The following is a 20,741-nucleotide window of genomic DNA, read 5'->3' on the forward strand; positions in this document are numbered from 1 at the left end:
CCCCTCGACGCCCAGCCCCCCTCCTACGTCTCGAGCTCAACGGAGCGATTGTGAACACCGAAGCCAACTCCGGCCCTTTCGACGACGTCGGCGAAATCGAAGCCCTGATCCAGGCCGAGGGGCGACGCCTGCTGGCCTTGGCAGCGGTGGCCGGCTGGATCACCGACCGGCGCATCCTGCTTGGCCTGTTGCGGCGGCCCGGGGTTCGGCGCGTGGCACTCCTGCAACAGCAGGCCATCACCGAGGGCGGCGGCGATAACCTCATCCCAGAGGAGTTCGGCCACTGGCTCTGCCGGCGGCGGACGCTCCTCGGATTGCTGCGGCGCTCCCCCGCAACCGGCCGCAGGATCATCCTCGGCCATCTGCCTCACCTCGATCTCCCACGACGGACGGTGGCGCGACCGGAGCTGGCGGCCCGCCTTCGCCGACAAAGCACCGAGGTCACGCAGCACCCGGCGGAAGCCACCGAGCGAAACCGCTTGCTGGAGGAGGATATCCAACGGCTCAGCGTCTCCCTCGAAGACCTCCGTCTCCGCTTCGACACCCTCGCGTTGGCGAAGATCGCGGACGAGGAGGAGATTCAACAGCTCAGCGCCTCTCTCGAAGGCCTTCGTTTCCGCTTCGACGCCCTCGAACTGGCGAAGATCGCGGACGAGGCGGAGCTCTTGGAGTTCCGGATCCGCTTCGCCGCCGCCCGCAAGGCCGAGGATCGCGCCGATGGCTGACGTCGTCCTCGTGACGCCGGAGCTCGCAGGCTTCGGCCCGGACAGCCCGGCTGGTCTCGCCTGCGTCCTTCAGGCCAAGGCGCTGCGCCGTGCCGGCTTCTCCGTGGAGGTGCTCCTCTCCACCCCCTGCGAGGCGGTAACGGCCGAGCGCTGGACTGAGGAGCATCGGGACGCGCAGATCGGACTGCTGACCTGGAATGACCTTCCACCACCTCCCACGAAGGTCTCGGGGACACGCTGGTACAGTAGCCGCTCCCTCGCCCTGATGCAGATCCTTCGCGCCCGGAAGGATCGCTGCCTTCTGTTCCTGGACCAGCAGGGAAATGGCTTCTGGAGCACTCGAGCCAAGAGGATGGGAACCGGCTTCGCCGGCATCCCCATCGGCATCCTCGCCCATTCCCCGACCGCGAGAGTCCGGGAAACCGAGCTCAGCTTCGGCGAGAATCCACTGGAGGACAGCGACATCTCCTGGATTGAGCAGCAAGCCATCGCTGATGCCGACTTCGTCGTGACCACGGATGACGCCGCCGCGCTGTGGCTTCGCGACAGCGGCTATGCCCTGCCGGAGCGGGTCGAGCACTGCCCTGGCGAGCAAGAGGCATCCGCGCTGCAGACGCCTCCGCGGGCGCTTCCCGATATTGTCCGTGAGCTTCTGGAGGAGAAGACGGCCCCGCTTCCCGCCCCTGCCCTGAGCAACTCGCTGCCCGGCGTTTCCGTCTGCATCGCCTTCTACAATCACGACCGCTACCTGCCGCGCCTGGTGAATTCCTTCCTGAAGATGAGGAACGACCGGCTGCAGCTGGTCTTCGTGAACGATGGGACGTCGGACGAGAATTGCCCGATCTTCCGCTCCCTGGCGAAGAAGCTCAGCCCGCTCGGCCATGTCTTCCACGACCAGGACAATGCCGGCTCCGGTCCCGCCAGGAACAAGGCGGTCAGCCTCGCCCGCCACGAGCGCATCATCTTCTTCGACAGCGACAACGTGCCGTTACCGAACATGGTGAACGACCTCGGTAACGCCCTGAGCCATTCGGGCGCCGACATCGTCTCGTCGCCGTACCTCGTCGTTCCGCCGACCTTACGGGAACCGACCCTCGCCGACGTATTCCATCGTTACCATCCGGCCGGCGGCTCCCTCGCACTCGGCCTGCTGGAGAACATTCTGGGCGACACCTGCTGCATCACCAGCAAGAAGGTCTTTGAGGCCGTCGGAGGCTTCGAGACGTGCCGGATGTACACGGATGACTGGCAATTCTATCTCCGTGCCAAGGGCAAGGGCTTCGAGCAGATCGTCCATACCGACCCACTCTTCTTCTACACCTGGGAAGACAACGAGCGCCGGTCGCAGACGACCAAATATGCCAATAACACCGTCCTCTGGTCGAGGCTGGAAACCCTGGATCGCGAGGTGCTGGCGGGGCTGCTGAGGACCTATGTGCAGCAGGTCCAGCAGCGACCTGGCTGAAGAGGCCTATCCCGCCGCGCCCGCTGGCGGGGGAACCCGGAGCCGATCGAAGCCGCCCACCTCCGCCGGATCGTCCGCGAAAGCCATCTGCTCGAGGAGATAGGCCGTGGTGCCCTCGATCTCGGCCTTCAGTTCCGCCGCGGCCTGTTCACCGTCGCCTGCGCGCAGCGCCGCCAGCATCTCCGCATGCCGGTGCCCGGGCGGAGAGCGCCCGGCGATGATCCAGCGCGCCTCCCAGAAATGCGGCCCCCGCCGCATCCAGAGCGCCTCGATGATCGAGAGCAGCATGGGTGCCGCCGCCGCGTGGTAGAGCGCGAAAAGGAAGTCGCGGTCGGCGCGCAGCACTTCCTCCGGATTATTGCCGTCGCGTGCCGAATGGCCGGACTGGATGATGCCCTCCATCTCGGCGAGGCGCGCCTCGTCGAGATGCGGCGCGGCCAGGCGCACCGCCAGCGGCTCCAGCTCCGCCCGGATGGCGCCGAGCTCCTGGAAAGCGATGCGCGTCAGCCGCGGAACGACGGCCGTGCCGGAGGCGAGGACGTCCACGGCCTGCTCGGTCGCCAGGCGGCGCAGGGCCGTGCGCGCGGGCATGGCGCTCGTCCCCAGCGCGGCGGCCAGGCGGCGGATCGAAATCTTGTGGCCCGGCGCGAAGGCGCCCTCCATCAAGGCCTGCCTCAGCCGACGGTAGGTCGTCTCCTCGAGAGACAGGGGAGCGAGGTCGGAATCGTCTGCCATGGCGGTGTTGTGATCACGATATGGCAGGCTTGGAAATGCCGGGCCAGGGAAGCGGCCGCGAAAGACGCGGCCGGACCAGCTTCATATAAGCCGGCCCGGCCGTCGTCATCCGCGCGGGATTGGAAGATCAGGCGCCGACGATGACCGCGCCGCCGAAGGTCCGCTCCACGAATTCCTTCACTTCCGGGCGGGCATAGGCCTGCGCGATGCGGCGCGCCCAGGCCTGCTCGGCATCGGCCCGGCGGACCACGACGAGGCAGGTATAGACGCTCTGCTCCGTCTCCCGCGCCAGCGCGTCGCGCAGCGGGTTGAGGCCGGCCGGAACGGCGAAGTTGCCGGTGATGGCCGCGGCATCCACGTCATCGAGCGCGCGGACGATGGAGGCCGCCTCCAGCTCCACGATCCGGATACGCTTCGGATTGGCCGCGATGTCGGCGATGGTGGCGCGGTGGTCGGCGCCGGCGCGCAGGGTGAAGGCGCCGTTCTGCGCCAGCAGCAGCAGCGCGCGGCCGCCATTGGTGGGATCGTTGGGGATGGCCACGCGCGCGCCGTTCGGCAGGGCGTCGAGGCTGCGATGCTTGCGGGAGAAGACGCCCATCAGCGTCAGCACCGTCTTGCCGACCGGCACGAAGTCGTAGCCGCGCTGCGCCCGCTGGGCCTCCAGGAAGGGCAGGTGCTGGTAGGCATTCGCCTCGAGGTCGCCCGCCGCCAGGGCCGCGTTGGGCTGGATGAAGTCGCCGAACTCGATCGAGCGCGTGAAGAAGCCGTCGGCCGCCAGCAGATCCCGCACCTTCTCGAAGGTCTGGCCATGCACGCCCTGGGTCACGCCGACGCGGACCGGGCGGGCCTGCGTTCCCAACTCGCCCGCCTGGGCGACCGCGAGGCCGGGCAGGAGCGTGGGAAGGGCAAGAAGGGAACGACGCAGCATGGGCACGGAACTCCGGATGGGGGCCCGAACCTCGTCGGGCCGGGCGGGTTGGGTCAAGACCGGCGGGTGGATGGCGGCTTTCGCGTCTCGTGCCGCAGAAGGGCACGGGCGGCGGCCTCGATCTCGCGCGCACTGCCGAAATGGGCGTGACTGAGCTCTTCGAGGCGGGAATCGATGGCGATGAGGAACCAAGTCTCCTCCTCGCTCTGGGCGGCAATGGCAATGAAGGATCCGTGATCGGTCACGGGAACTGAAAGACGCATCGGCAAGTTCTCCCCCTGAACGGCGCGCGAGCGGCGGTCGTCATGACGGGAAAACCAGGGCAGCACTGTCATTGCCCGGCCACCCGACCGGCGAGGCGGATTTGCATCCGTCAGGCCGCGGTTCGCTGCCGGGACCCTCGAGGGCCCGGTGGGGCATCTTGTCGCCTCTCGGGGGCATTCAAGACCGACCATCGTCGATTCACCCTTGGCGAAAAAATGGCCGGAACCCGAAGGTCCCGGCCAAGTCACTGGGAGGAAACGCTAGCAAGGCATCGCCTGTCACGGCCAAAGAGACCGCTCCGCCGGCGATAAGCGGAGAAAGCGCCGGGGCGATGACCTTCTGCGAAGCGTCAAAGGCCCGGCCGGGCCGCAAGGTTCCGCCCCTATGGCGCGGAACCTTGCGACCCTGTTCCTAGGCCGCGCAGCAGGCGGCGAGGACCGCGTCCGCGACCTCCTCGGAGGGCGGCGGAAAGGCGCCGTGGAGGACCACGCCGGTTCCGGCGATCGCGATGAGGAACAGGAAAGGGGCGGCGAAGCTGGCAGCTTCGATGAGAGCGATCAGGGACACGGGTTCATCCGGGGAAGGGGTGGCACAGGGAGGGTCGCGGGTCAGCCGCAACAACACCGGCCTTCGAGGATTGTCCGTTCGGTCATCATGAGGTGAGGCTAACCACCCATGATTTTCGCGTCAAGCAGTTTATACTTTTTAATGATGTGATTTTTGTAAATCACACTCAGTTCAACCTGACGATCTCATGCGCCGTTGCGGAACTTCTCGAAATCCACAGCCCGAAACGGCATTTTCCGGCGCAGTTCCCTGACGAGATCTGAGAATTCCACCGCCCAGGCCGGCTTATCGGACAGGCAGCACGCGCTCCACCGAAACGCCGCGGCAATCCATCTCGAATTCGAGGTCCTGCACGGGCGGGCGGCAGAATTGCCAGGTGAGCCCATGGCGGCCCGCGCCGCGCGCGACAATTTCGTCGGCCAGGAAGGGATGCAGGTCATGCACCGTATAGGCCTGGACCCCGGTGGCATCGCGCCAGCCGAAGCCGAGCGCGGTCATCCGCCGCTCCATCTCCCCCAGCACGAAGCGGGCCTTCTTGCGGAGCCCCTCCGGCGAAAGGTCCCCGAGCGCGACCGTGTGGTCGCGATAGTTCCCCTTCCCTTCCGTCGACTCCCCGCTGCCGGCGACGACGAAGCTCGGCGCCGCGCCTTCGTCCGGCACGGTGTAGCAGAAGGCGTGGAAGCCCGGCTCGGAGGGCGGGTCCACTTCCGGGCAGACATTGCTGCGGGCGATGGGATTGGCACCGTCGAGGAAGATCCCCCATTCGGTCAGCACCCCGCCATAGATCTTGTTGAAATCCGCGAAGCCCTGCTCGGTGAAGGGCGCAGGCGAGCGCAGTTCGCAGGCGCAGAAGGCCGTCTTCGGCCTACCCGCTGCGGCCAGCGCCTCGGCGATGCGCGCGAAGCCCGCGGCCATCGGCACCGGTTCCGCGAAACGCACCCGCTCGATCCGGAAACCCGGCTCGGCCGCCACCCCCGCGGAGTATTGATAGACGCCGGGGACGTAGCGGAAGCCGCGATCGGCGGCGAGGCGGGTCGAGGACATGCGGCAGGCTCCTGCGGGGCAAGCCCGGATGCTGGCGCGCGGGTCGGCTCGGTGCAAGCCGAACCGTCAACCCGCCAGCGGCCCCTGCCCTACCCCATCCGCCCGACGCCGCCCGCAAGGCCGATGCGCACCGCCTCCGGAAGGCTGCGGACGCCCAGCTTCTCCATCAGGTTCGCGCGATGGACCTCCACCGTGCGCGGGCTGATGCCGAGGTCGTAGCCGATGACCTTGTTGGCCTTGCCCTCCACCAGCGCGGCCAGGACCTCGCGCTCCCGGGGCGAAAGCGCGCTCACCTTCGCCTGGGCCTGGACGGTCAGCAGCCGCTGCCGGTCGGCCTGCCGCGAGGAGGCCAGCGCGGTTCCGACCGCCTCCAGGATCCGTTCCTCGGCATAGGGCTTCTCGACGAAGTCCTGCGCGCCGGCCCGCATGGCCCGCACGGCGAGGGGGATGTCGCCATGCCCCGTCACGACCACGACGGGAAGATGGATCGCGCGGCGCGACAGCAGGTCCATCAGCGAAAGCCCATCCATGCCCGGCATGCGGACGTCGAGGATGATGCAGCCGGCAGCGAGCCCCTCGGCCGTCTCCCCTTCCTCCAGCAATGCCTCGGCGCTGGCATAGGTCGCGACCTGATGCCCTGCCGAGCGCAGCAGCATCGCCAGCGAGCGCCGGACGGCGGTGTCGTCGTCCACGACATGCACCATCTGGTCCATCAGGCCTTCACCCCCTCGGATGCGAGCGGAAGCTCGATGCGGATCACGGTGCCGCCCCCCTCTCGCGCCAGCGCCTCGATGCGGCCGGCATGGGCCTCCACGATGGCGCGGCAGATGGCCAGGCCGATGCCCATGCCTTCCTCCTTGGTCGAGACGAAGGGCTCGAAGAGCCGCTCACCGACCTCGGCCGGAATCCCGGGCCCGGCATCAGCGAAGCGGAGCACGGCGCGCCCCTCCTCCTGCTGGAGCGAGACCGACAGTCCGCGGTCCCGCTGGCCCTCCGTCGCCTCGATTGCGTTGCGCAGCAGGTTCACGAAAACCTGCTGGAGCTGGACCTCGTCCGCCATCACCACGCAGCCGGTGAGCGCGAGATCGAGGGCGATCGGCAGGCTTTCCTCGCCGCGCGCGGCGCAGGTCAGGGCGACGCCGTCGGCCACCAGCGGGCCGAGCGCCACCACCTTCTGCTCCGTCTCGCCGCGACCGACGAAATCGCGGAGGCGGCGCACGATCTCGCCGGCGCGCTGCGCCTGGGCCGCGGCCTCCTGCATCGCCTCCCGGGCCGCGCCGATGCGTGCGGGGTCTGCCGTATCGTCCTGCAGCCAGCGCGCGCCAGCCCGCAGGAAATTGGCGACGGCGGTGAGCGGCTGGTTCAGCTCATGCGCCACGCCCACGCCCATGGCGGTGAGGCTGTCCGCCCGCGCGATGCGCCGCATCGCCTCGTCGGCGGCGCGCAGGCGCTCCTCCGTGGCGCGGCGCAGCGTCACATCGCGCGCGACGCTGACGAGGCCGGCGATCCGCCCCGTCGAATCGCGCCAGGGCGCCTTCACGGTCAGGTAGGTCCTCGGCTCGTTGCCATGTCCCGGCAGGCGGATGCGGGCCTCGTATTCCTGGGTCATGCCGCTGTTCATCATGGCCCGGTCGGCCAAGCTCATCTCCCGCGCCACCTCCGGATGCGCGAGGTCCGCATCGGTGCGGCCGAGCAGCTCGTCCTCGCTGCGGCCGAAGGCACCGGCGGCGGCGCGGTTGACCAGCACGTAGCGCAGCTCGGTATCCTTCACGAAGATCGCCTCCGGCACGGACTGGACGATGGATTTCAGCAGGCGCCGCTCGTCCTCGGCCTCGCGCGCCAGCTGCAGGTTCTCCGCCGCCGCGCGCCGGGCGGCCTCCGCCTCGCGACGGGGCGCATTCCGGGCGGCCATCACCGCCGTCGCCAGCGCCTCGAACTCGGCCACGCGCGCCGCACCCTCCGGCGGGTCGGACTGGCCCTCCACCAGGCTTTCGAGCGGCTGGGTGAGACGTCGGCTGATTATCCGCAGCGCCGCCCAGCCCGCCCCCAGCAGCGCGACCACGGCCAGGCCGCTCCACAGGACCGGGGGCACCCAGGCATCGCGCTCCTCGGCCAGCGTCGCACTGGCGACGACGATCCAGTCGTTGATCGGCAGGCGCTCGAAGGCCAGCACGGCCGGCTGCCCGTCCAGCCCCTCGCCGCGGATCACCCCGCGCGGCCGGTCGCCGATCGCCTCCGCCATCCAGGCCGGGGCGTGGCGCGTGATGGTCCGCTCCGGCTCGGGCTGGCGGGCAACGAGCCGGCTACCGGGCCCCAGGATGAAGGCGGAGGAGCCGAGCCGGCTCGGCAGCCGCAGCGCCTGCTCCAGCCGGCCGAGGGGGATCGGCATGGCCAGCGCGCCCTCGATCTCGCCGCCGCGCCTCACCGGCACGGCGACGACGGGCAGCGCGCGGTCGATCTCGGGCATGTAGGTCGGCGGCACGAAGGCGGGGCGGCCTTCCCGGATCGCGGTCAACGAGGCTGCGCCCTCGGGCACGCTCGGCAGCGGGCCGCCCAGCGGCTGGCCCGTATTGACCGCCTGGCGCCCGATATTCTCCGTCCGGACCAGGATCACGAAGGACCGCATCTGGGCCGCGACCTCGGCCGCCTGCCGGTGGAAGGCGGCCAGCTGCCTGTTCTCAGGATCCAGGTACGGCGAGGTGGCGAGGGCGGAGAGCACGTGCACCACGCTCTCCAGCTGTTCGTTGACGGTCAGCCCGATCGCTTCCGCGCTGCCGCCGATATCCTCCTCGGCCTGGAACTGAAGCCGAAGCGCGAGGTCGCCGGTCAGGCCGACGCCGAGAAGCAGTCCCGGGGCAAGGGCGGCCAGTCCGAGCAGCATGAGGTGGCTGCGCAGGCCGCGCGCGCGGCGCCTGGATGGTCCCTGTCCTGTCGCCGCCAATCGCTGCCCCACCTTAACGCCGACAAGCATGCCATAGGGGGCAATCCTCGTCCAAGCGCCTGGGCGCTAGCCGCCGGGATTGATCCGCCCCCGCATGAGCCGCTCCCAGCGCTCCACCTCCCCCGACACGTAGCGGGAGGCCTCGTCCGGCGAATTGGCCAGGATCCGGTCCACCCCCAGGCCGAGCATGCGCTGGCGCACGGTCTCCTGGGCGAGGGCGGCGGCCATGGCGCGCTGGAGCTCGAGCTTCACCGGCTCGGGCGTGGCGCTGGCGGTGAAGATGGCCTGCCACACGTTCATCTCGGCATCGAGGCCGATCTCCCGAAGGCTCGGAACCTCCGGCAAGGCGGGGCTGCGGCCCGCGCTGGTCACGGCGAAGGCGCGGGCCTGGCCGCCGCGCGCCGTCTGCACGGCGGTGAGCGCCACGTCGAAGACCAGCGCGATCCGGCCCGCCGCCAGATCGAGGGTGGCGGGGGCGCCGCCGCGATAGGGAATCTCGTTCAACTGCAGCTGCGCGGCGTTCAGGAACAGGAGTGCCGCCATCTGCAGCGTGCCGCCGCCGCCCGTGCTGCCGTAGTTGAAGCCGCCCGGATTCGCGCGCGCCAGCGCGATGAACTCACGCACATCCCGGCCTGGGAAGGCGTTGGAGACCAGCATCACCATCGGCATCTCGGACAGCACCGTCACGGGCGCCAGCGCCGTCGTCACGTCGATCGGCGCATTGGGGACCACCAGGCGCAGCACGGCATGGGAGGTGTTGTTGATGAGCAGCGTGTGGCCGTCGGCCGGGGCGCGGGCCACCAGCTCGGAGGCGACGATGCCCGCGCCGCCCACCCGATTCTCGATCACGATGGGCTGGGACAGCTGGGAGGACATGGCCTCCGCCAGCACGCGCGCGCCCACATCGGTGGCGCCGCCGGCCGAGAAGGGGACGATCAGGCGGATCGGGCGGTCAGGAAAGGCCTGGGCCGGGGTGGCGGCGATCCAGGCCAGCAGGCCCAGCATGAGGGCGCGTTTCATTTTCGGCGTTTTCTCCCGTTTTGGTTAACGGCAGACTACGCAGAACCCCGTCCCGCGAACAATTTGAAGATTTGAATATGGGGCGATCGACGGGACTCGAACCCGCGACATCCAAGACCACAACCTGGCGCTCTACCATCTGAGCTACGACCGCCGCACGGCGCGCTGGATAGGCCCGGCGTGCCATATGCGTCAACCCGGTGTCGTCACCGGGCGACGCGATATCCTTTCCGGGAGGGTCAGCCCGCGGCGCGCTGCGCGGTGCGCCGCTCCATCCAGGCGCCGATCCGGGCCAGCGCCTCGCGCAGCACGCTCTCGTTCTTGCAGAAGGCGAAACGGGCGTAATGGTTCGGCGGATTCTCCCCGGCATAGAAGGCCGTCACGGGAATCGCCGTCACCTTGGCCTCCTCGGTGAGCGTGCGGCAAAAGGCCACGTCGTCCCCGGTGAAGCCGATCGAGCGGATATCCGCCGTCACGAAATAACTGCCCATGGCCGGCAGGACCTGGAAGCCGAGCGCCGTCAGCCCCTCGGCCAGCAGGTCGCGCCGCTCCGCGAGCTGGTCGGACAGGCCCGCGAAATAGGCATCGTCCTTGGCGAGCCCGACCGCCACGCCGCGCTGCAGGTTCGGCGCCGTCGTGAAGGTGAGGTTCTGGTGCGCCTTGGCGACATTGGGCGCCAGCGAGCGGTCGCAGGTGACGTAGCCGACCTTCCAGCCCGTCAGGTTGAAGGTCTTGCCCGCGCTGCCGATGCGCATGCAGCGCTCGCGCATGCCCGGCAGGGTCATCAGCGGGATGTGGCGCCAGCCGTCATAGGTCAGGTGCTCATAGACCTCGTCGCAGACGGCGTAGCAGTCGTGGCGCTGCACCAGGTCGGCGATGAAGGCGAGCTCGGCCGTGGTGAAGACCTTGCCGGTCGGGTTCATCGGCGTGTTGAAGAGGATCGCCTTGGTCCTGGACGAGAAGGCCGCGGCCAGCTCGTCGCGCGGCAGCTCCCACTTCGGCGGGTTCAGGCGGACCAGCTTCGGCACGGCGCCCAGCAGCTTCACCACCGGCAGGTAGGTGTCATAGAGCGGCTCGATCAGCACGCATTCGTCGCCGGGGTTGAGCACGGCCATCAGGCTGGCGGTGATCGCCTCCGTCGCGCCCGAGGTGACGATGACCTCGGCGTTGGGGTCCACCTCGATGCTGTAGAAGCGCTTGTTGGCGGCGGCCACGGCCTGGCGCAGCTCCGGCACGCCGGTCAGGGGCGGGTACTGGTTGCGGCCGTCCATCAGCGCATCGGCCGCGGCCTTCAGCACGTCGGGCGGGCCGTCATAGTCGGGGAAGCCCTGGCCGAGGTTGATCGCGCCATGCTGCACCGCGAGCGCGGACATGACGGTAAAGATCGTCGTCCCGGTGGCGGAAAGCAGGTCATTCATCGGCTTCATCGGCGACATACCTTGGGTCTGGGCTGGCGGAATGAGGTGTAGCATGAGGGCCCTCCCCCGGCAGCGCAATGGTCGGGGCCGAGACATGCCCATAACGCAGGCACCCCGCCTCATTTCCGGGCGTTTCCGGGCTGGGGAGGCCGTCTATCCGGTTTCCATGCCGATTGCGCCGACGGCAGGCCGCGTGCAAAACAGAGGCGGCTGGACGGGCGTCGGCAAACCGGCGACTGGGCCATCGGGGAAACGCCGCGGGCCAGGCTTCCGCCCGCGCAATTCATGACGGATGCGATGAAGAAGATCGAGGCCATCATCAAGCCCTTCAAGCTCGACGAGGTGAAGGACGCGCTGCACGAGATCGGGCTCCAGGGCCTGACCGTGCTCGAGGCCAAGGGATTCGGCCGCCAGAAGGGGCACACGGAGCTGTACCGAGGCGCGGAGTACGTCGTGGACTTCCTGCCCAAGGTGAAGATCGAGGTCGTCTGCGCCGACGACATGCTGGAGCGCGCCGTGGAGGCCATCCAGGCTGCTGCCCGCACCGGGCGCATCGGCGACGGCAAGATCTTCGTCTCCGACATCTCGGAGGTCATCCGCATCCGCACCGGCGAACGCGGCGAGGACGCGGTCTAAGCAAAGGGGCGCGACGCCCCCACGAGCTTCGTCGAGCGCCGGCACTGGGGGCGTCCCTGGTCGGCGATCCGGCGGCCGCGCGGCCATTCCGCGCGGAACACATCTAGGGACGCAGTGAGCAGGACAGAGACATGGCGATGAATTCTCCCGAGGCCGTCTCCAAGGTCATGGAAATGATCAAGGAGAACAGCGTTGAGTACGTGGACTTCCGGTTCACGGATCCGCGCGGCAAGTGGCACCACACGGCGCAGCACGTCTCGACGGTCGAGGAAGAGACCTTCGAGGAAGGCCTGATGTTCGACGGCTCCTCGATCGGTGGTTGGAAGGCCATCAACGAGTCCGACATGATCCTGATGCCGGACGCGACCTCGGCCTGCATGGATCCCTTCTCGGCCAAGCCGCAGTTGATCCTGATCTGCGACATCTACGAGCCCTCGACCGGTCAGCGCTACAACCGCGACCCGCGCTCGACGGCGAAGAAGGCCGAGCAGTACCTGAAGAGCACGGGCCTGGGCGACACCGCCTTCTTCGGCGCCGAGGCCGAGTTCTTCATTTTCGACAACGTGAAGTTCGGCACGGGCGGCAACTTCGGCCACTTCTCGCTGGAGAGCATCGAGGGCCCCGGCGCCTCGATGAAGGACTTCCCCGAGGGCAACATGGGCCACCGCCCGGGCCTCAAGGGCGGCTACTTCCCCGTGAACCCGGTGGACAGCGAAGTCGACCTGCGCGCCGAGATGCTCTCGACCATGATCGAGATGGGCGTCGAGGGCGAGAAGCACCACCACGAGGTGGCGCAGTCGCAGCACGAGCTCGGCACCAAGTTCGGCACGCTGGTCACGCATGCGGACCATATGCAGATCTACAAGTATGTGATCCACAACGTGGCCCATAGCTACGGCAAGTCCGCGACCTTCATGCCGAAGCCGATCTACGGCGACAACGGCTCGGGCATGCACGTGCACCAGTCGATCTGGAAGGACGGCAAGCCCGTCTTCGCCGGCAACGGCTATGCGGACCTCTCGGAGACGGCGCTCTACTACATCGGCGGCATCATCAAGCACGCCAAGTCGCTGAACGCCTTCACCAACCCGCTGACCAACAGCTACAAGCGGCTGATCCCCGGCTTCGAGGCGCCCGTGCTGCTGGCCTATTCGGCCCGCAACCGCTCGGCCTCCTGCCGCATCCCCTACGCGACGAGCCCCAAGGCGAAGCGCGTCGAGGTGCGGTTCCCCGATCCGGGCGCCAACCCCTACCTCGCCTTCTCGGCGATGCTGATGGCCGGCCTCGACGGCATCAAGAACAAGATCCATCCCGGCGACGCGATGGACAAGGACCTCTACGACCTGCCGCCCGAGGAGCTGAAGGACATCCCGACGGTGTGCGGTTCGCTCCGCGAGGCGCTGGGCGCGCTCGAGGCCGATCACGACTACCTGCTGGCGGGCGACGTGTTCTCGAAGGATCAGATCGAGAGCTACATCACCCTGAAGTGGGACGAGGTGTACCGCTTCGAGCACACCCCGCACCCGGTCGAGTTCGAGATGTACTACTCGGTCTGAGGCCGACACGCCGGGCGCCCGCGCCCGGCCCTTCTGGAACCCGTCGCCAGGCTCTGGCGGCGGGTTTTTCTTTGGGCTGCCGGCGGGACGGCTCCGTGGCCTCCCGGTCGCCGTGGCGGATCCATGTCCGGGACGAATTCCCAAGCGCCCGCGATCTGCGCTAGGACGGCGCCATGTCCGATGATGCCATCCCCTCCGTGCCTCCCGACCGCCTCGCGAGCGATCCGAAGAGCCCCTTCCACGATGCCGCCGCGCTCGAGCGCGGCGTGGGCATCATCTTCAAGGGCGTCGAGAAGACCAATGTCGACGAGTATTGCGTCAGCGAGGGCTGGGTCCGCCTTGTCGTCGGCAAGGCCGTCGGTCGCAACGGCCTGCCTTTGACCATGAAGGTCCAGGGCAAGGTCGTCCCCTACTTCCGGGACCTGCCCCGCCCCGACGCCGAGGGCTGAGCGCCGATCGAATCCTCCCCGCCCGGGCCCATTCCACGCACTATTGTGCCGCGGATTGTGTCTAGTCGTTTCCAGATGCGCGCATTAGCATGCATTTCTCTGGATTTAGGGATGTAATTGATGGCCAGCCGCCCGCTCCTCCGCGCAACCGCCCTGCTGACAGCCACGATGATGCTGGCAGGTTGCGTGACAACCCAGGCCGGCCGCATCGGCTCGGATGACGGCCGGGATGTCTGCCGCCAGTACCTCGTCGCCCTCGACAGCACCGGCGACTATTATGGCGAGGACATCCTGCAGGGGGCCGCCGTCGGCGCCCTCGGTGGCGCGGTGGTGGGCGGCCTCGCCTCCCGCAGCTGGCAGGGTGCGCTGATCGGCGCGGCCGTCGGCGGCGCGACCGGCGCGGCCGTCGGCTACTACGCCGCGCTGCAGCGCCAGGCCCGCGACCAGGCCGGCATCTTCGCCCAGATGAGCAGCGATCTCTCGCGCGAGAACGCCCAGCTCGACCGCACGCAGGTCGCCTTCGACCAGCTGTCCGACTGCCGTCTCCGCACGGCCCAGACCGTGCGCGACGCGGTGAAGGACGGCCGTCTGGCCCGCGACGTCGGCCAGGCCCAGCTCGCCGAGATCCGCGCCCGCTTCCAAGGCGACATCCAGGTGGCCCAGCGCATCAACCAGAACATCACCGGCCGCGGCGCCCAGTTCGACAGCGCTTTCGACAACGCCATCCCGGGCGGCAAGGCCAGCGTCGTGGCGAGCTATCGCCGCCCGCAGCCCGTCCGCGTCGCGCCCCGCCGCGCGGTCGTCGTGAAGTACCGCCCCGATGCGGGCAGCGCCGACGTCGCGCAGATCAATGCCCGCGAGGTCGTGACGACCCGCCCCGGCCCGGCCGGCTTCGTCCAGGTCGAGACCGCCTCGGGCGTGCGCGGCTATGCGCCGGCCGATGCCTTCCCCGCCGCGCGCGGCCGGCAGCAGGCGGCGTCGCCCGAGGGCGGCTCGGACGTCCGCTCGCTGGCGGCGACCAATATCTCGCGCCGCGACAACTTCAGCGAGAGCATCGGCAATGCCGAGCGGCTGGCAGCGGCCGGCGGCGGCTTCGAACTCGCCGGCTGAGGCCCGCTTGCGCCGGTTCCTCGCGCTCGCCATCGCCGCGGGGCTTGCCCTCGCCCCGGTCGCACGCGCGCAGGAGCCGCCGCAGGCTCCCATCCTCCGGGTGGAGGCGGCGGCACACACTGCCCCCATCACCCGGCTCTCGACCGATGCGGGCGGACGCATCCTCGCCTCGGTCTCCGACGACAAGACGCTGCGCCTCTGGGCGCTGCCGGACGGCACGCCGATCGGCGTGCTGCGCCCCCCCATCGGCGACGGCGAGGAGGGCGAGCTCTACGCCGTCGCGCTGACGCCGGATGGCAGCCGGGCCTTCGCCGCCGGCTTCACCGGCCGCAACTGGGACCGCTCCTTCTCCGTCTATCTCTTCGAGACCTCGACCGGGCGGCTCCTCGCGCGGCTGCCAAACCAGCCCGCGCCGATCTTCCACCTCGCCGTCTCGCCGGACGGCTCGCGCGTCGCCGCCGCGCTCGGCGGCCGCTCGGGCATCCGGATCTGGGACGCGCGCAACGGGCGACAGCTGGCCGAGGACAATGCCGGCTGGACCGGCCCCGCCCGCATGGTCGCCTTCGACGTCAACGGCCGCCTCGCCGCCACCTCCGCCGACGGGCGGGTCCGGGTCTACGACGCCAATGGCCGCCGCGTCGCCGAGCGCCAGCCCGTGCAGGGCGGCCGCCCCTACGGCCTGGCCTGGTCGCCGGACGGCGCGCTGCTCGCCATCGGCTTCGAGGATCGGCTGCGCGTCGAAGTCCTCCAGGCGCACGACCTGCGGACGGTGCTGGTCCCGGACACGACCGGCCTGCTGGGCGAAGGCCTCCCGGCGGTGACCTGGGCGCATGATGCGCGCGGCGGCGTGCAGCTCTACGCCGCCGGCTATGCGCGGCGCACCGCCGCCGTGCCGGGCGAGACCAATTTCCTGATCCGCCGCTGGTCGGATTTCGGGCTTGGCCCGGCGCGCGACACACCCGCCGCGCGCGACGCCATCTCGCACCTCCTGCCGCTTCCGCAGGGCGGCCTGGCCTTCGCGGCGGCCGATCCCGGCTGGGGCCGCCTCGCACCCGACGGGTCGCTGGTCCAGGCGCCCATGCCGCCGGGCGGCGACTTCCGCAACACGGCCGGATCCTTCGCCATCAGCGCCGACGGCCAGCGCGTCCGCTTCATGCTGCGGACCGGAACGCCCAGCCTGGTCTTCGACGGGCAGACGAGCCAGCTGGCGGCGGATGAGGGCCGGGACCTGCAGCCCGCCGTCCAGCAGTCCCAGCGCCTCGTCGTCTCGGACTGGCAGAATCGCGACCGGCCGCGCCTCAACGGCCAGCCGCTCCGCCTCGGCGAGGGCGAGTACAGCCGCAGCCTCGCCATCATGCCGCGCGAGGAAGCCTTCCTCCTGGGCACGGACACGCATCTGCGCCTCTTCGACCGCTCCGGCCGGCTGATCGACCAGCTGTCCATGCCCGGCACGGTCTGGGCCGTGGCCGCGACGGAAGGCATGGCCGTGGCCGCGCTGGGCGACGGCACCATCCGCTGGTTCGAGGCCAGCGATCATCTCCGCGAACGCGGCGCCCTCTTCGTGCATGCCGATGCCCGCCGCTGGGTCGCCTGGACGCCCGAGGGGCTGTTCGACCACGCCCCCCAGGGCGGGCAGGAACTCGTAGGCGTCCATCTCAACAACGGCCGCGCGCAGACGCCGGAATGGGCGAGCTTCCAGCAGGCCTATCGCGCCCTCTACTCGCCGGGCGCGGTCCACGCCCGCCTGCTCGGCGACAACGGCCCCGCCCAGGCCCGCATGAACGAGCTCGGCGAGGTGCGTTCGCGCATCGGACGCCTGCCGACGCTGGCCGCCGGCGAGGCCTGCGCCGTGATCGGCGAGAGCTGCACGCCCGTGGGCTGGGGCGCCGCCGAGCTGCCGGCGGGCGCCAGCGCGCTGCGCCTCACCTTCAGCACCACCGATCGCGGCCTCGGCCTCGGCCCGCTGGACATCATGGTGAACGACCGTATCGCCGTGCGCAGCCCCGCACAGCCCGGCCAGAACGCGATCGAGGTGCCGCTGGATCCCGGGCCGAACCGCGTGGCCGCACGGCTCTATGCCGATGACCGCACGCTCTTCGCCGAGGGGCCGACGCTCGAGCTGCGCCGCCCCGGCGAAGCGGCGCCCCCGCCGGGCGCCGGGCGCCTGATCCTGGTCGCGATCGGCGTGGACCAGTACCAGCTCGCCGATCTCAACCTGCGCTTCGCCGTCGCCGATGCGCGCAGCGTGGTCGAGGCGCTGCGCAGCCGCGCGCAGGGCGTGTTCCGCGAAGTGATCTCGACGGTCCTGACCGACCGCGAGGCGACGCGGGCCAATATCCTCGCCGCACTGGCCTCGGCCGCGCAGGTCGCCCGGCCGGAGGATACCTTCGTGCTCTACCTCGCCGGCCATGGCGTGCGCAGCGAGCCCGACCGGCGCTTCCTCTTCCTGCCGCACGACACCACCAGCACCGCCAATTGGGACGCGCTGCGCAGCACCTCGCTCGACGAGGGCACGCTGGTCGCGGCGCTCGCGCGCATCCGCGCCCGGGATGGTTTCCTTTTCATAGATACCTGCCACGCCGGCCAGGTGACGATCGACAGCCTCGCCGCGCTGGGCAATGAGACGGGCCGCTTCCTGCTCGCGGCCAGCACCAGCGTCCAGGAAGCGCTGGACAGCTACGACGACCGCAACGGCGTCTTCGCCTTCGCCATCCGCGAGGCCATGAACGGCCGCGCCGCGACTGACAGCGAGGGCCATGTTTCGGCCCTGGCACTGGGAGAATGGGTCACGCGCCGCGTTCCGGTGCTTGCGGCCGAGAAGCACCATCGACAGGATGCCGTCTTCAGGACGGCGCAGCGTGAATTGCGCTCCTTCTCGATGGGGGCCATCGCGCGATAGACATGACAATTCTTCCGGCCTGGACCCATGTCGGGCGACCTATGCTCGCTTTGACGACTCGTGGGGAAAACCTGTTTTGAGCGACGTGTTCGACCTGGCGCAGACGGAGCGGATGCTGGAGATCACTTCTCCGCTCGGCGCCGACAAGCTGATGCTGCGTCGCTTGTCCGTGCAGGAGGCGATCGGCCACCCCTTCTCGCTGACGGCGGAAGTGCTCAGCCAGGACCTGAACCTCCAGCCCTCCTCGCTGATCGGCAAGGCGGTGACCTGCACCATCAAGGTCCGCCACGTGGAGCCGCGGCACTTCCACGGCGTCGTCCGGGCCTTCTCGCGCATCGGCGCCATGGGCCGCGGCCTCGCCTCCTACCGCATCGAGGTGGTGCCGAACCTCTGGCACCTGTCGCGGACGGCGGATTGCCGGATCTTCCAGGACAAGTCGGTGAAGACCATCGTCTCCACCGTGCTGAGCGACAGCAGCGTGGCGCCCGTCCGCTGGGGCGGATCGGTGCCAACGGCGGCGCGCACCTACTGCGTCCAGTTCAACGAGACCGACCTCGACTTCGTGCAGCGGATGCTCGACGAGACCGGCTGCGGCTACTACTTCGAGCACAAGGCCAGTGAGCACACGCTCGTCGTCTGTGGCGCCAATGGCGACTACCCGCTGATCGGCGGCGATCCGCAGGTCGTGCGCTCGGATGCGGGCGAAGTCGGCACGCTGACCGACTGGAAGCCGGTCTCGAGCCTGCAGCCCGGCAAGGTCGTGGCCGAGGATTTCGATGGGCTGAAGCCCGCGAGCCTGCTGCAGAAGCAGACGGGCACGATCCTCAGCTCGCCCAACGCCTCCAAATACGAGATCTACCACTGGCCGAGCGGCCAGACGGTGCGGCCCGAGGGCGACCTCGCGAAGCTCGGCATGGAGGTCTACGAGACGGTCGCCGACCGCATCAGCGCCACGGGCAACGATCCCACCATCTTTGCCGGCGGCCGCCTCAAGGTGCGTCCGGGCATCGACGAGACGGCGGCGGTCACCTGGCTCGTCGCCGCCACGCGGCACGAGGCCTTCGATGAGACGCATCTCTCGGGCGGCGGCGCCTCCGGCTACAGCAACAACCTCGTCCTCATGCCGGCCGACCGCCCCTGGCGCCCGGCCGACCCGCGGCCGCGCCCGCCCATGCTCGGCGTGCACAGCGCCGTGGTCACCGGCCCCAGCGGCGAGGAGATTCACTGCGACGAGTACGGCCGCATCAAGGTCCATTTCCTGTGGGACCGCGCCGGCAAGCGCGACGACACCTCCTCCTGCTGGGTGCGGGTGGCGCAGAGCTTCGCGGGCAAGTGGGGCGGCTCCTGGACGCTGCCGCGCGTGGGCGACGAGGTGCTCGTCGCCTTCGAGAATGGCGACCCGGACCGGCCCATCGCGATCGGCAGCGTCTACAACGCCGAGCAGAAGCCGATCTATTCCCTGCCTGCGAACAAGACCCAGTCCGGCTTCAAGACGCGCTCCAGCAAGGGGGGCGGCGCCGCGAACTTCAACGAGCTGCGCTTCGAGGACAAGAAGGGCTCCGAGGAGATCAACATCCAGGCCGAGAAGGACATGACCCTTCTCATCAAGAACGACCGAACCGAGACGATCAAGCGCCACCGCACCGAGACCGTCGACGGCAAGCATACGGAGACGACGAAGCTCGACCGCACGGCCACGGTCACCCAGGGCAACGACAAGCTGACCATCGACATGGGCAACCTCGACCGTCTGGTGAAAATGGGGAACATCACCGAGAAGGCCTCGATGGGCACCATCAAGTACGAGGCGATGCAGTCGATCACGCTCACCTGCGGGCAGAGCAAGATCCACATGACGCCCATGAGCATCAGCATCGAATCCCTGCAGATCGACGTGAAGGCGTCGCTGGCGCTCAACACCCAGGGCCTCATGGCCACGCACAAGGCCGACGCGATGCTGACGCTCAAGGGCGGCCTGGTGATGATCAACTGACATGAGCATCACCTCTCCCAACAAGCTCGCGACGGCCCTCGAGCCCCTCCTGCCCCGCCTGGAGCTCGACGGCGCCGGCATTTCCCTTGTCGCCGGCCTGACCGATGCCGCGGCCGGCGTCGCGCGCCTGGCCGAGGCCGGCCGCATGCCGGATGCGCTGCGCCTCGTCGCCCATGCCCTGCCCAAGCGCGAGGCCGTGTGGTGGGCCTGCATGTGCGCCCGCGCCGTCCCCGTCGAGGAGACGCCCGCCTGCGACGCCGAGGCCCTGGCCGCCGCCGAATCCTGGGTGCGCCGGCCGGACGAGGCCGCGCGCCGGGCGACGATGGAGGTCGCGCAGAAGGGCGGCTTCCGCAGCCCCGAGGCCTGGGCGGCCGTCGCCGCCTTCTGGTCGGGCGGCAGCATGGCGCCCGAAGGCCAGCCCGTCGTGCCTCCGGCCGATCACCTGACCGGCGTCGCCGTCGCCGGGGCCATCATTCTGGCGGCCACGCGCATCAAGCCGGAAAAGGCGGAGGACCGCTTCCTGCGCTTCCTGCAATCGGCGCGCGACATCGCCGATGGAGGCGCCGGCCGCCTCGAGCCGGAGAACGTCTGATGGGCATGCCCGCCTCGCGCATCGGCGACCTGCATGTCTGCCCGATGTTCACCGGCCCGGTTCCGCATGTTGGCGGGCCGGTGGTGCTCGGCTGCTTCACGGTCCTGACCTCGATGATGCCGCAGGCCCGCGTCGGCGACATGTGCACCTGCGTCGGCCCGCCCGACACGATCGCGATGGGCAGCTTCACCGTGCTCGTCGGCGGCATGCCCGCCGCCCGGATCGGCGACATGACGGCGCATGGCGGCTCGCTGGTGGTGGGCGCGCCGACGGTCCTCATCGGGTAGCCCCCCGGGCTTCCCGCGCATGACGAGCCCATCGGCACTTTCGTCATACAGCTTTGCTTGACGCGATTGTCTCGCGGAAAGCCTACTGTGACGGCGCAAGCCGATGTAAAAA

Annotated in this window: 19 protein-coding genes and 1 tRNA gene; 10 read left to right on the top strand and 10 right to left on the bottom strand. The window is 69.5% G+C overall.

Annotated features, from left to right (window positions below; translation table 11 throughout):
* Positions 1-50 precede the first annotated feature (50 nt).
* Both KHU32_RS20315 and KHU32_RS20320 read left to right on the top strand, forming a co-directional pair.
* The gene (locus KHU32_RS20315; RefSeq protein ID WP_213671987.1) at positions 51-725 is read left to right on the top strand and encodes a hypothetical protein; all 675 of its coding nucleotides are present in this window, start codon (positions 51-53) and stop codon (positions 723-725) included.
* Positions 718-2,190, top strand: coding sequence for a glycosyltransferase family 2 protein (locus KHU32_RS20320; protein ID WP_213671988.1), 1,473 nt, complete (start codon positions 718-720; stop codon positions 2,188-2,190). The genes KHU32_RS20315 and KHU32_RS20320 overlap by 8 nt, the downstream gene beginning before the upstream one ends.
* Positions 2,191-2,196: 6 nt before the next feature.
* Here the strand turns inward: KHU32_RS20320 and KHU32_RS20325 are convergent, their stop codons facing one another.
* From KHU32_RS20325 to KHU32_RS20370, 10 genes are all read right to left on the bottom strand, one after another.
* The gene (locus KHU32_RS20325) at positions 2,197-2,925 is read right to left on the bottom strand and encodes a GntR family transcriptional regulator (RefSeq protein ID WP_213671989.1); all 729 of its coding nucleotides are present in this window, start codon (positions 2,923-2,925) and stop codon (positions 2,197-2,199) included.
* A 127-nt stretch (positions 2,926-3,052) separates the two neighbouring features.
* Positions 3,053-3,853, bottom strand: a complete 801-nt coding sequence (locus KHU32_RS20330; RefSeq protein ID WP_213671990.1) for a MetQ/NlpA family ABC transporter substrate-binding protein — start codon at positions 3,851-3,853, stop codon at positions 3,053-3,055.
* A gap of 53 nt (positions 3,854-3,906) precedes the next feature.
* On the bottom strand, positions 3,907-4,188 hold the full coding sequence (locus KHU32_RS20335; RefSeq protein WP_213671991.1) for a hypothetical protein: 282 nt from the start codon (positions 4,186-4,188) through the stop codon (positions 3,907-3,909).
* Positions 4,189-4,528: 340 nt separating this feature from the next.
* Complete coding sequence (locus KHU32_RS20340; RefSeq protein ID WP_213671992.1) at positions 4,529-4,684, bottom strand: hypothetical protein; 156 nt, start codon at positions 4,682-4,684, stop codon at positions 4,529-4,531.
* Between the two features lie 285 nt (positions 4,685-4,969).
* Positions 4,970-5,728 (bottom strand): 2-amino-5-chloromuconate deaminase CnbZ, encoded by a 759-nt coding sequence (gene cnbZ, locus KHU32_RS20345; RefSeq protein WP_213671993.1) that lies wholly within the window; start codon positions 5,726-5,728, stop codon positions 4,970-4,972.
* A gap of 89 nt (positions 5,729-5,817) precedes the next feature.
* Positions 5,818-6,441 carry a response regulator transcription factor gene (locus tag KHU32_RS20350; RefSeq protein ID WP_213671994.1) on the bottom strand — a complete coding sequence of 208 codons (624 nt, stop codon included), beginning with the start codon at positions 6,439-6,441 and terminating at the stop codon, positions 5,818-5,820.
* On the bottom strand, positions 6,441-8,609 hold the full coding sequence (locus KHU32_RS20355) for an ATP-binding protein (protein WP_213671995.1): 2,169 nt from the start codon (positions 8,607-8,609) through the stop codon (positions 6,441-6,443). The genes KHU32_RS20350 and KHU32_RS20355 overlap by 1 nt, the downstream gene beginning before the upstream one ends.
* A gap of 126 nt (positions 8,610-8,735) precedes the next feature.
* The gene (locus KHU32_RS20360; RefSeq protein ID WP_213671996.1) at positions 8,736-9,689 is read right to left on the bottom strand and encodes a Bug family tripartite tricarboxylate transporter substrate binding protein; all 954 of its coding nucleotides are present in this window, start codon (positions 9,687-9,689) and stop codon (positions 8,736-8,738) included.
* 78 nt (positions 9,690-9,767) lie between these two features.
* Positions 9,768-9,843, bottom strand: a tRNA-His gene (locus KHU32_RS20365).
* Positions 9,844-9,928: 85 nt separating this feature from the next.
* The gene (locus KHU32_RS20370; protein ID WP_213671997.1) at positions 9,929-11,116 is read right to left on the bottom strand and encodes an aminotransferase; all 1,188 of its coding nucleotides are present in this window, start codon (positions 11,114-11,116) and stop codon (positions 9,929-9,931) included.
* 288 nt (positions 11,117-11,404) lie between these two features.
* On the opposite strand from KHU32_RS20370, the gene KHU32_RS20375 reads away from it, so the two are divergent.
* From KHU32_RS20375 to KHU32_RS20410, 8 genes are all read left to right on the top strand, one after another.
* Entirely contained in the window at positions 11,405-11,743 is a 339-nt protein-coding gene (locus KHU32_RS20375) for a P-II family nitrogen regulator (RefSeq protein ID WP_213671998.1), read from the top strand.
* Between the two features lie 131 nt (positions 11,744-11,874).
* Positions 11,875-13,299 carry a type I glutamate--ammonia ligase gene (glnA, locus tag KHU32_RS20380; RefSeq protein WP_213671999.1) on the top strand — a complete coding sequence of 475 codons (1,425 nt, stop codon included), beginning with the start codon at positions 11,875-11,877 and terminating at the stop codon, positions 13,297-13,299.
* Positions 13,300-13,487: 188 nt separating this feature from the next.
* Positions 13,488-13,748: a DUF3297 family protein gene (locus KHU32_RS20385; RefSeq protein ID WP_213672094.1), complete on the top strand. Its 261-nt coding sequence runs from the start codon at positions 13,488-13,490 to the stop codon at positions 13,746-13,748.
* A 120-nt stretch (positions 13,749-13,868) separates the two neighbouring features.
* Entirely contained in the window at positions 13,869-14,858 is a 990-nt protein-coding gene (locus KHU32_RS20390) for a YMGG-like glycine zipper-containing protein (RefSeq protein ID WP_249681438.1), read from the top strand.
* Between the two features lie 7 nt (positions 14,859-14,865).
* A complete protein-coding gene (locus KHU32_RS20395) occupies positions 14,866-17,757 on the top strand; it encodes a caspase family protein (protein ID WP_213672000.1) in 2,892 nt (963 codons plus the stop codon).
* An 85-nt stretch (positions 17,758-17,842) separates the two neighbouring features.
* Positions 17,843-19,750 (top strand): type VI secretion system Vgr family protein, encoded by a 1,908-nt coding sequence (locus KHU32_RS20400; protein ID WP_314073846.1) that lies wholly within the window; start codon positions 17,843-17,845, stop codon positions 19,748-19,750.
* A 1-nt stretch (position 19,751) separates the two neighbouring features.
* Positions 19,752-20,342: a DUF6931 family protein gene (locus tag KHU32_RS20405; RefSeq protein WP_213672002.1), complete on the top strand. Its 591-nt coding sequence runs from the start codon at positions 19,752-19,754 to the stop codon at positions 20,340-20,342.
* Positions 20,342-20,629, top strand: coding sequence for a PAAR domain-containing protein (locus KHU32_RS20410; protein ID WP_213672003.1), 288 nt, complete (start codon positions 20,342-20,344; stop codon positions 20,627-20,629). Before KHU32_RS20405 ends, KHU32_RS20410 begins: the two co-directional genes overlap by 1 nt.
* The last annotated feature ends 112 nt before the right edge of the window (positions 20,630-20,741 follow it).

Source organism: Roseococcus pinisoli (assembly GCF_018413645.1).
Lineage (GTDB): Bacteria > Pseudomonadota > Alphaproteobacteria > Acetobacterales > Acetobacteraceae > Roseococcus > Roseococcus pinisoli.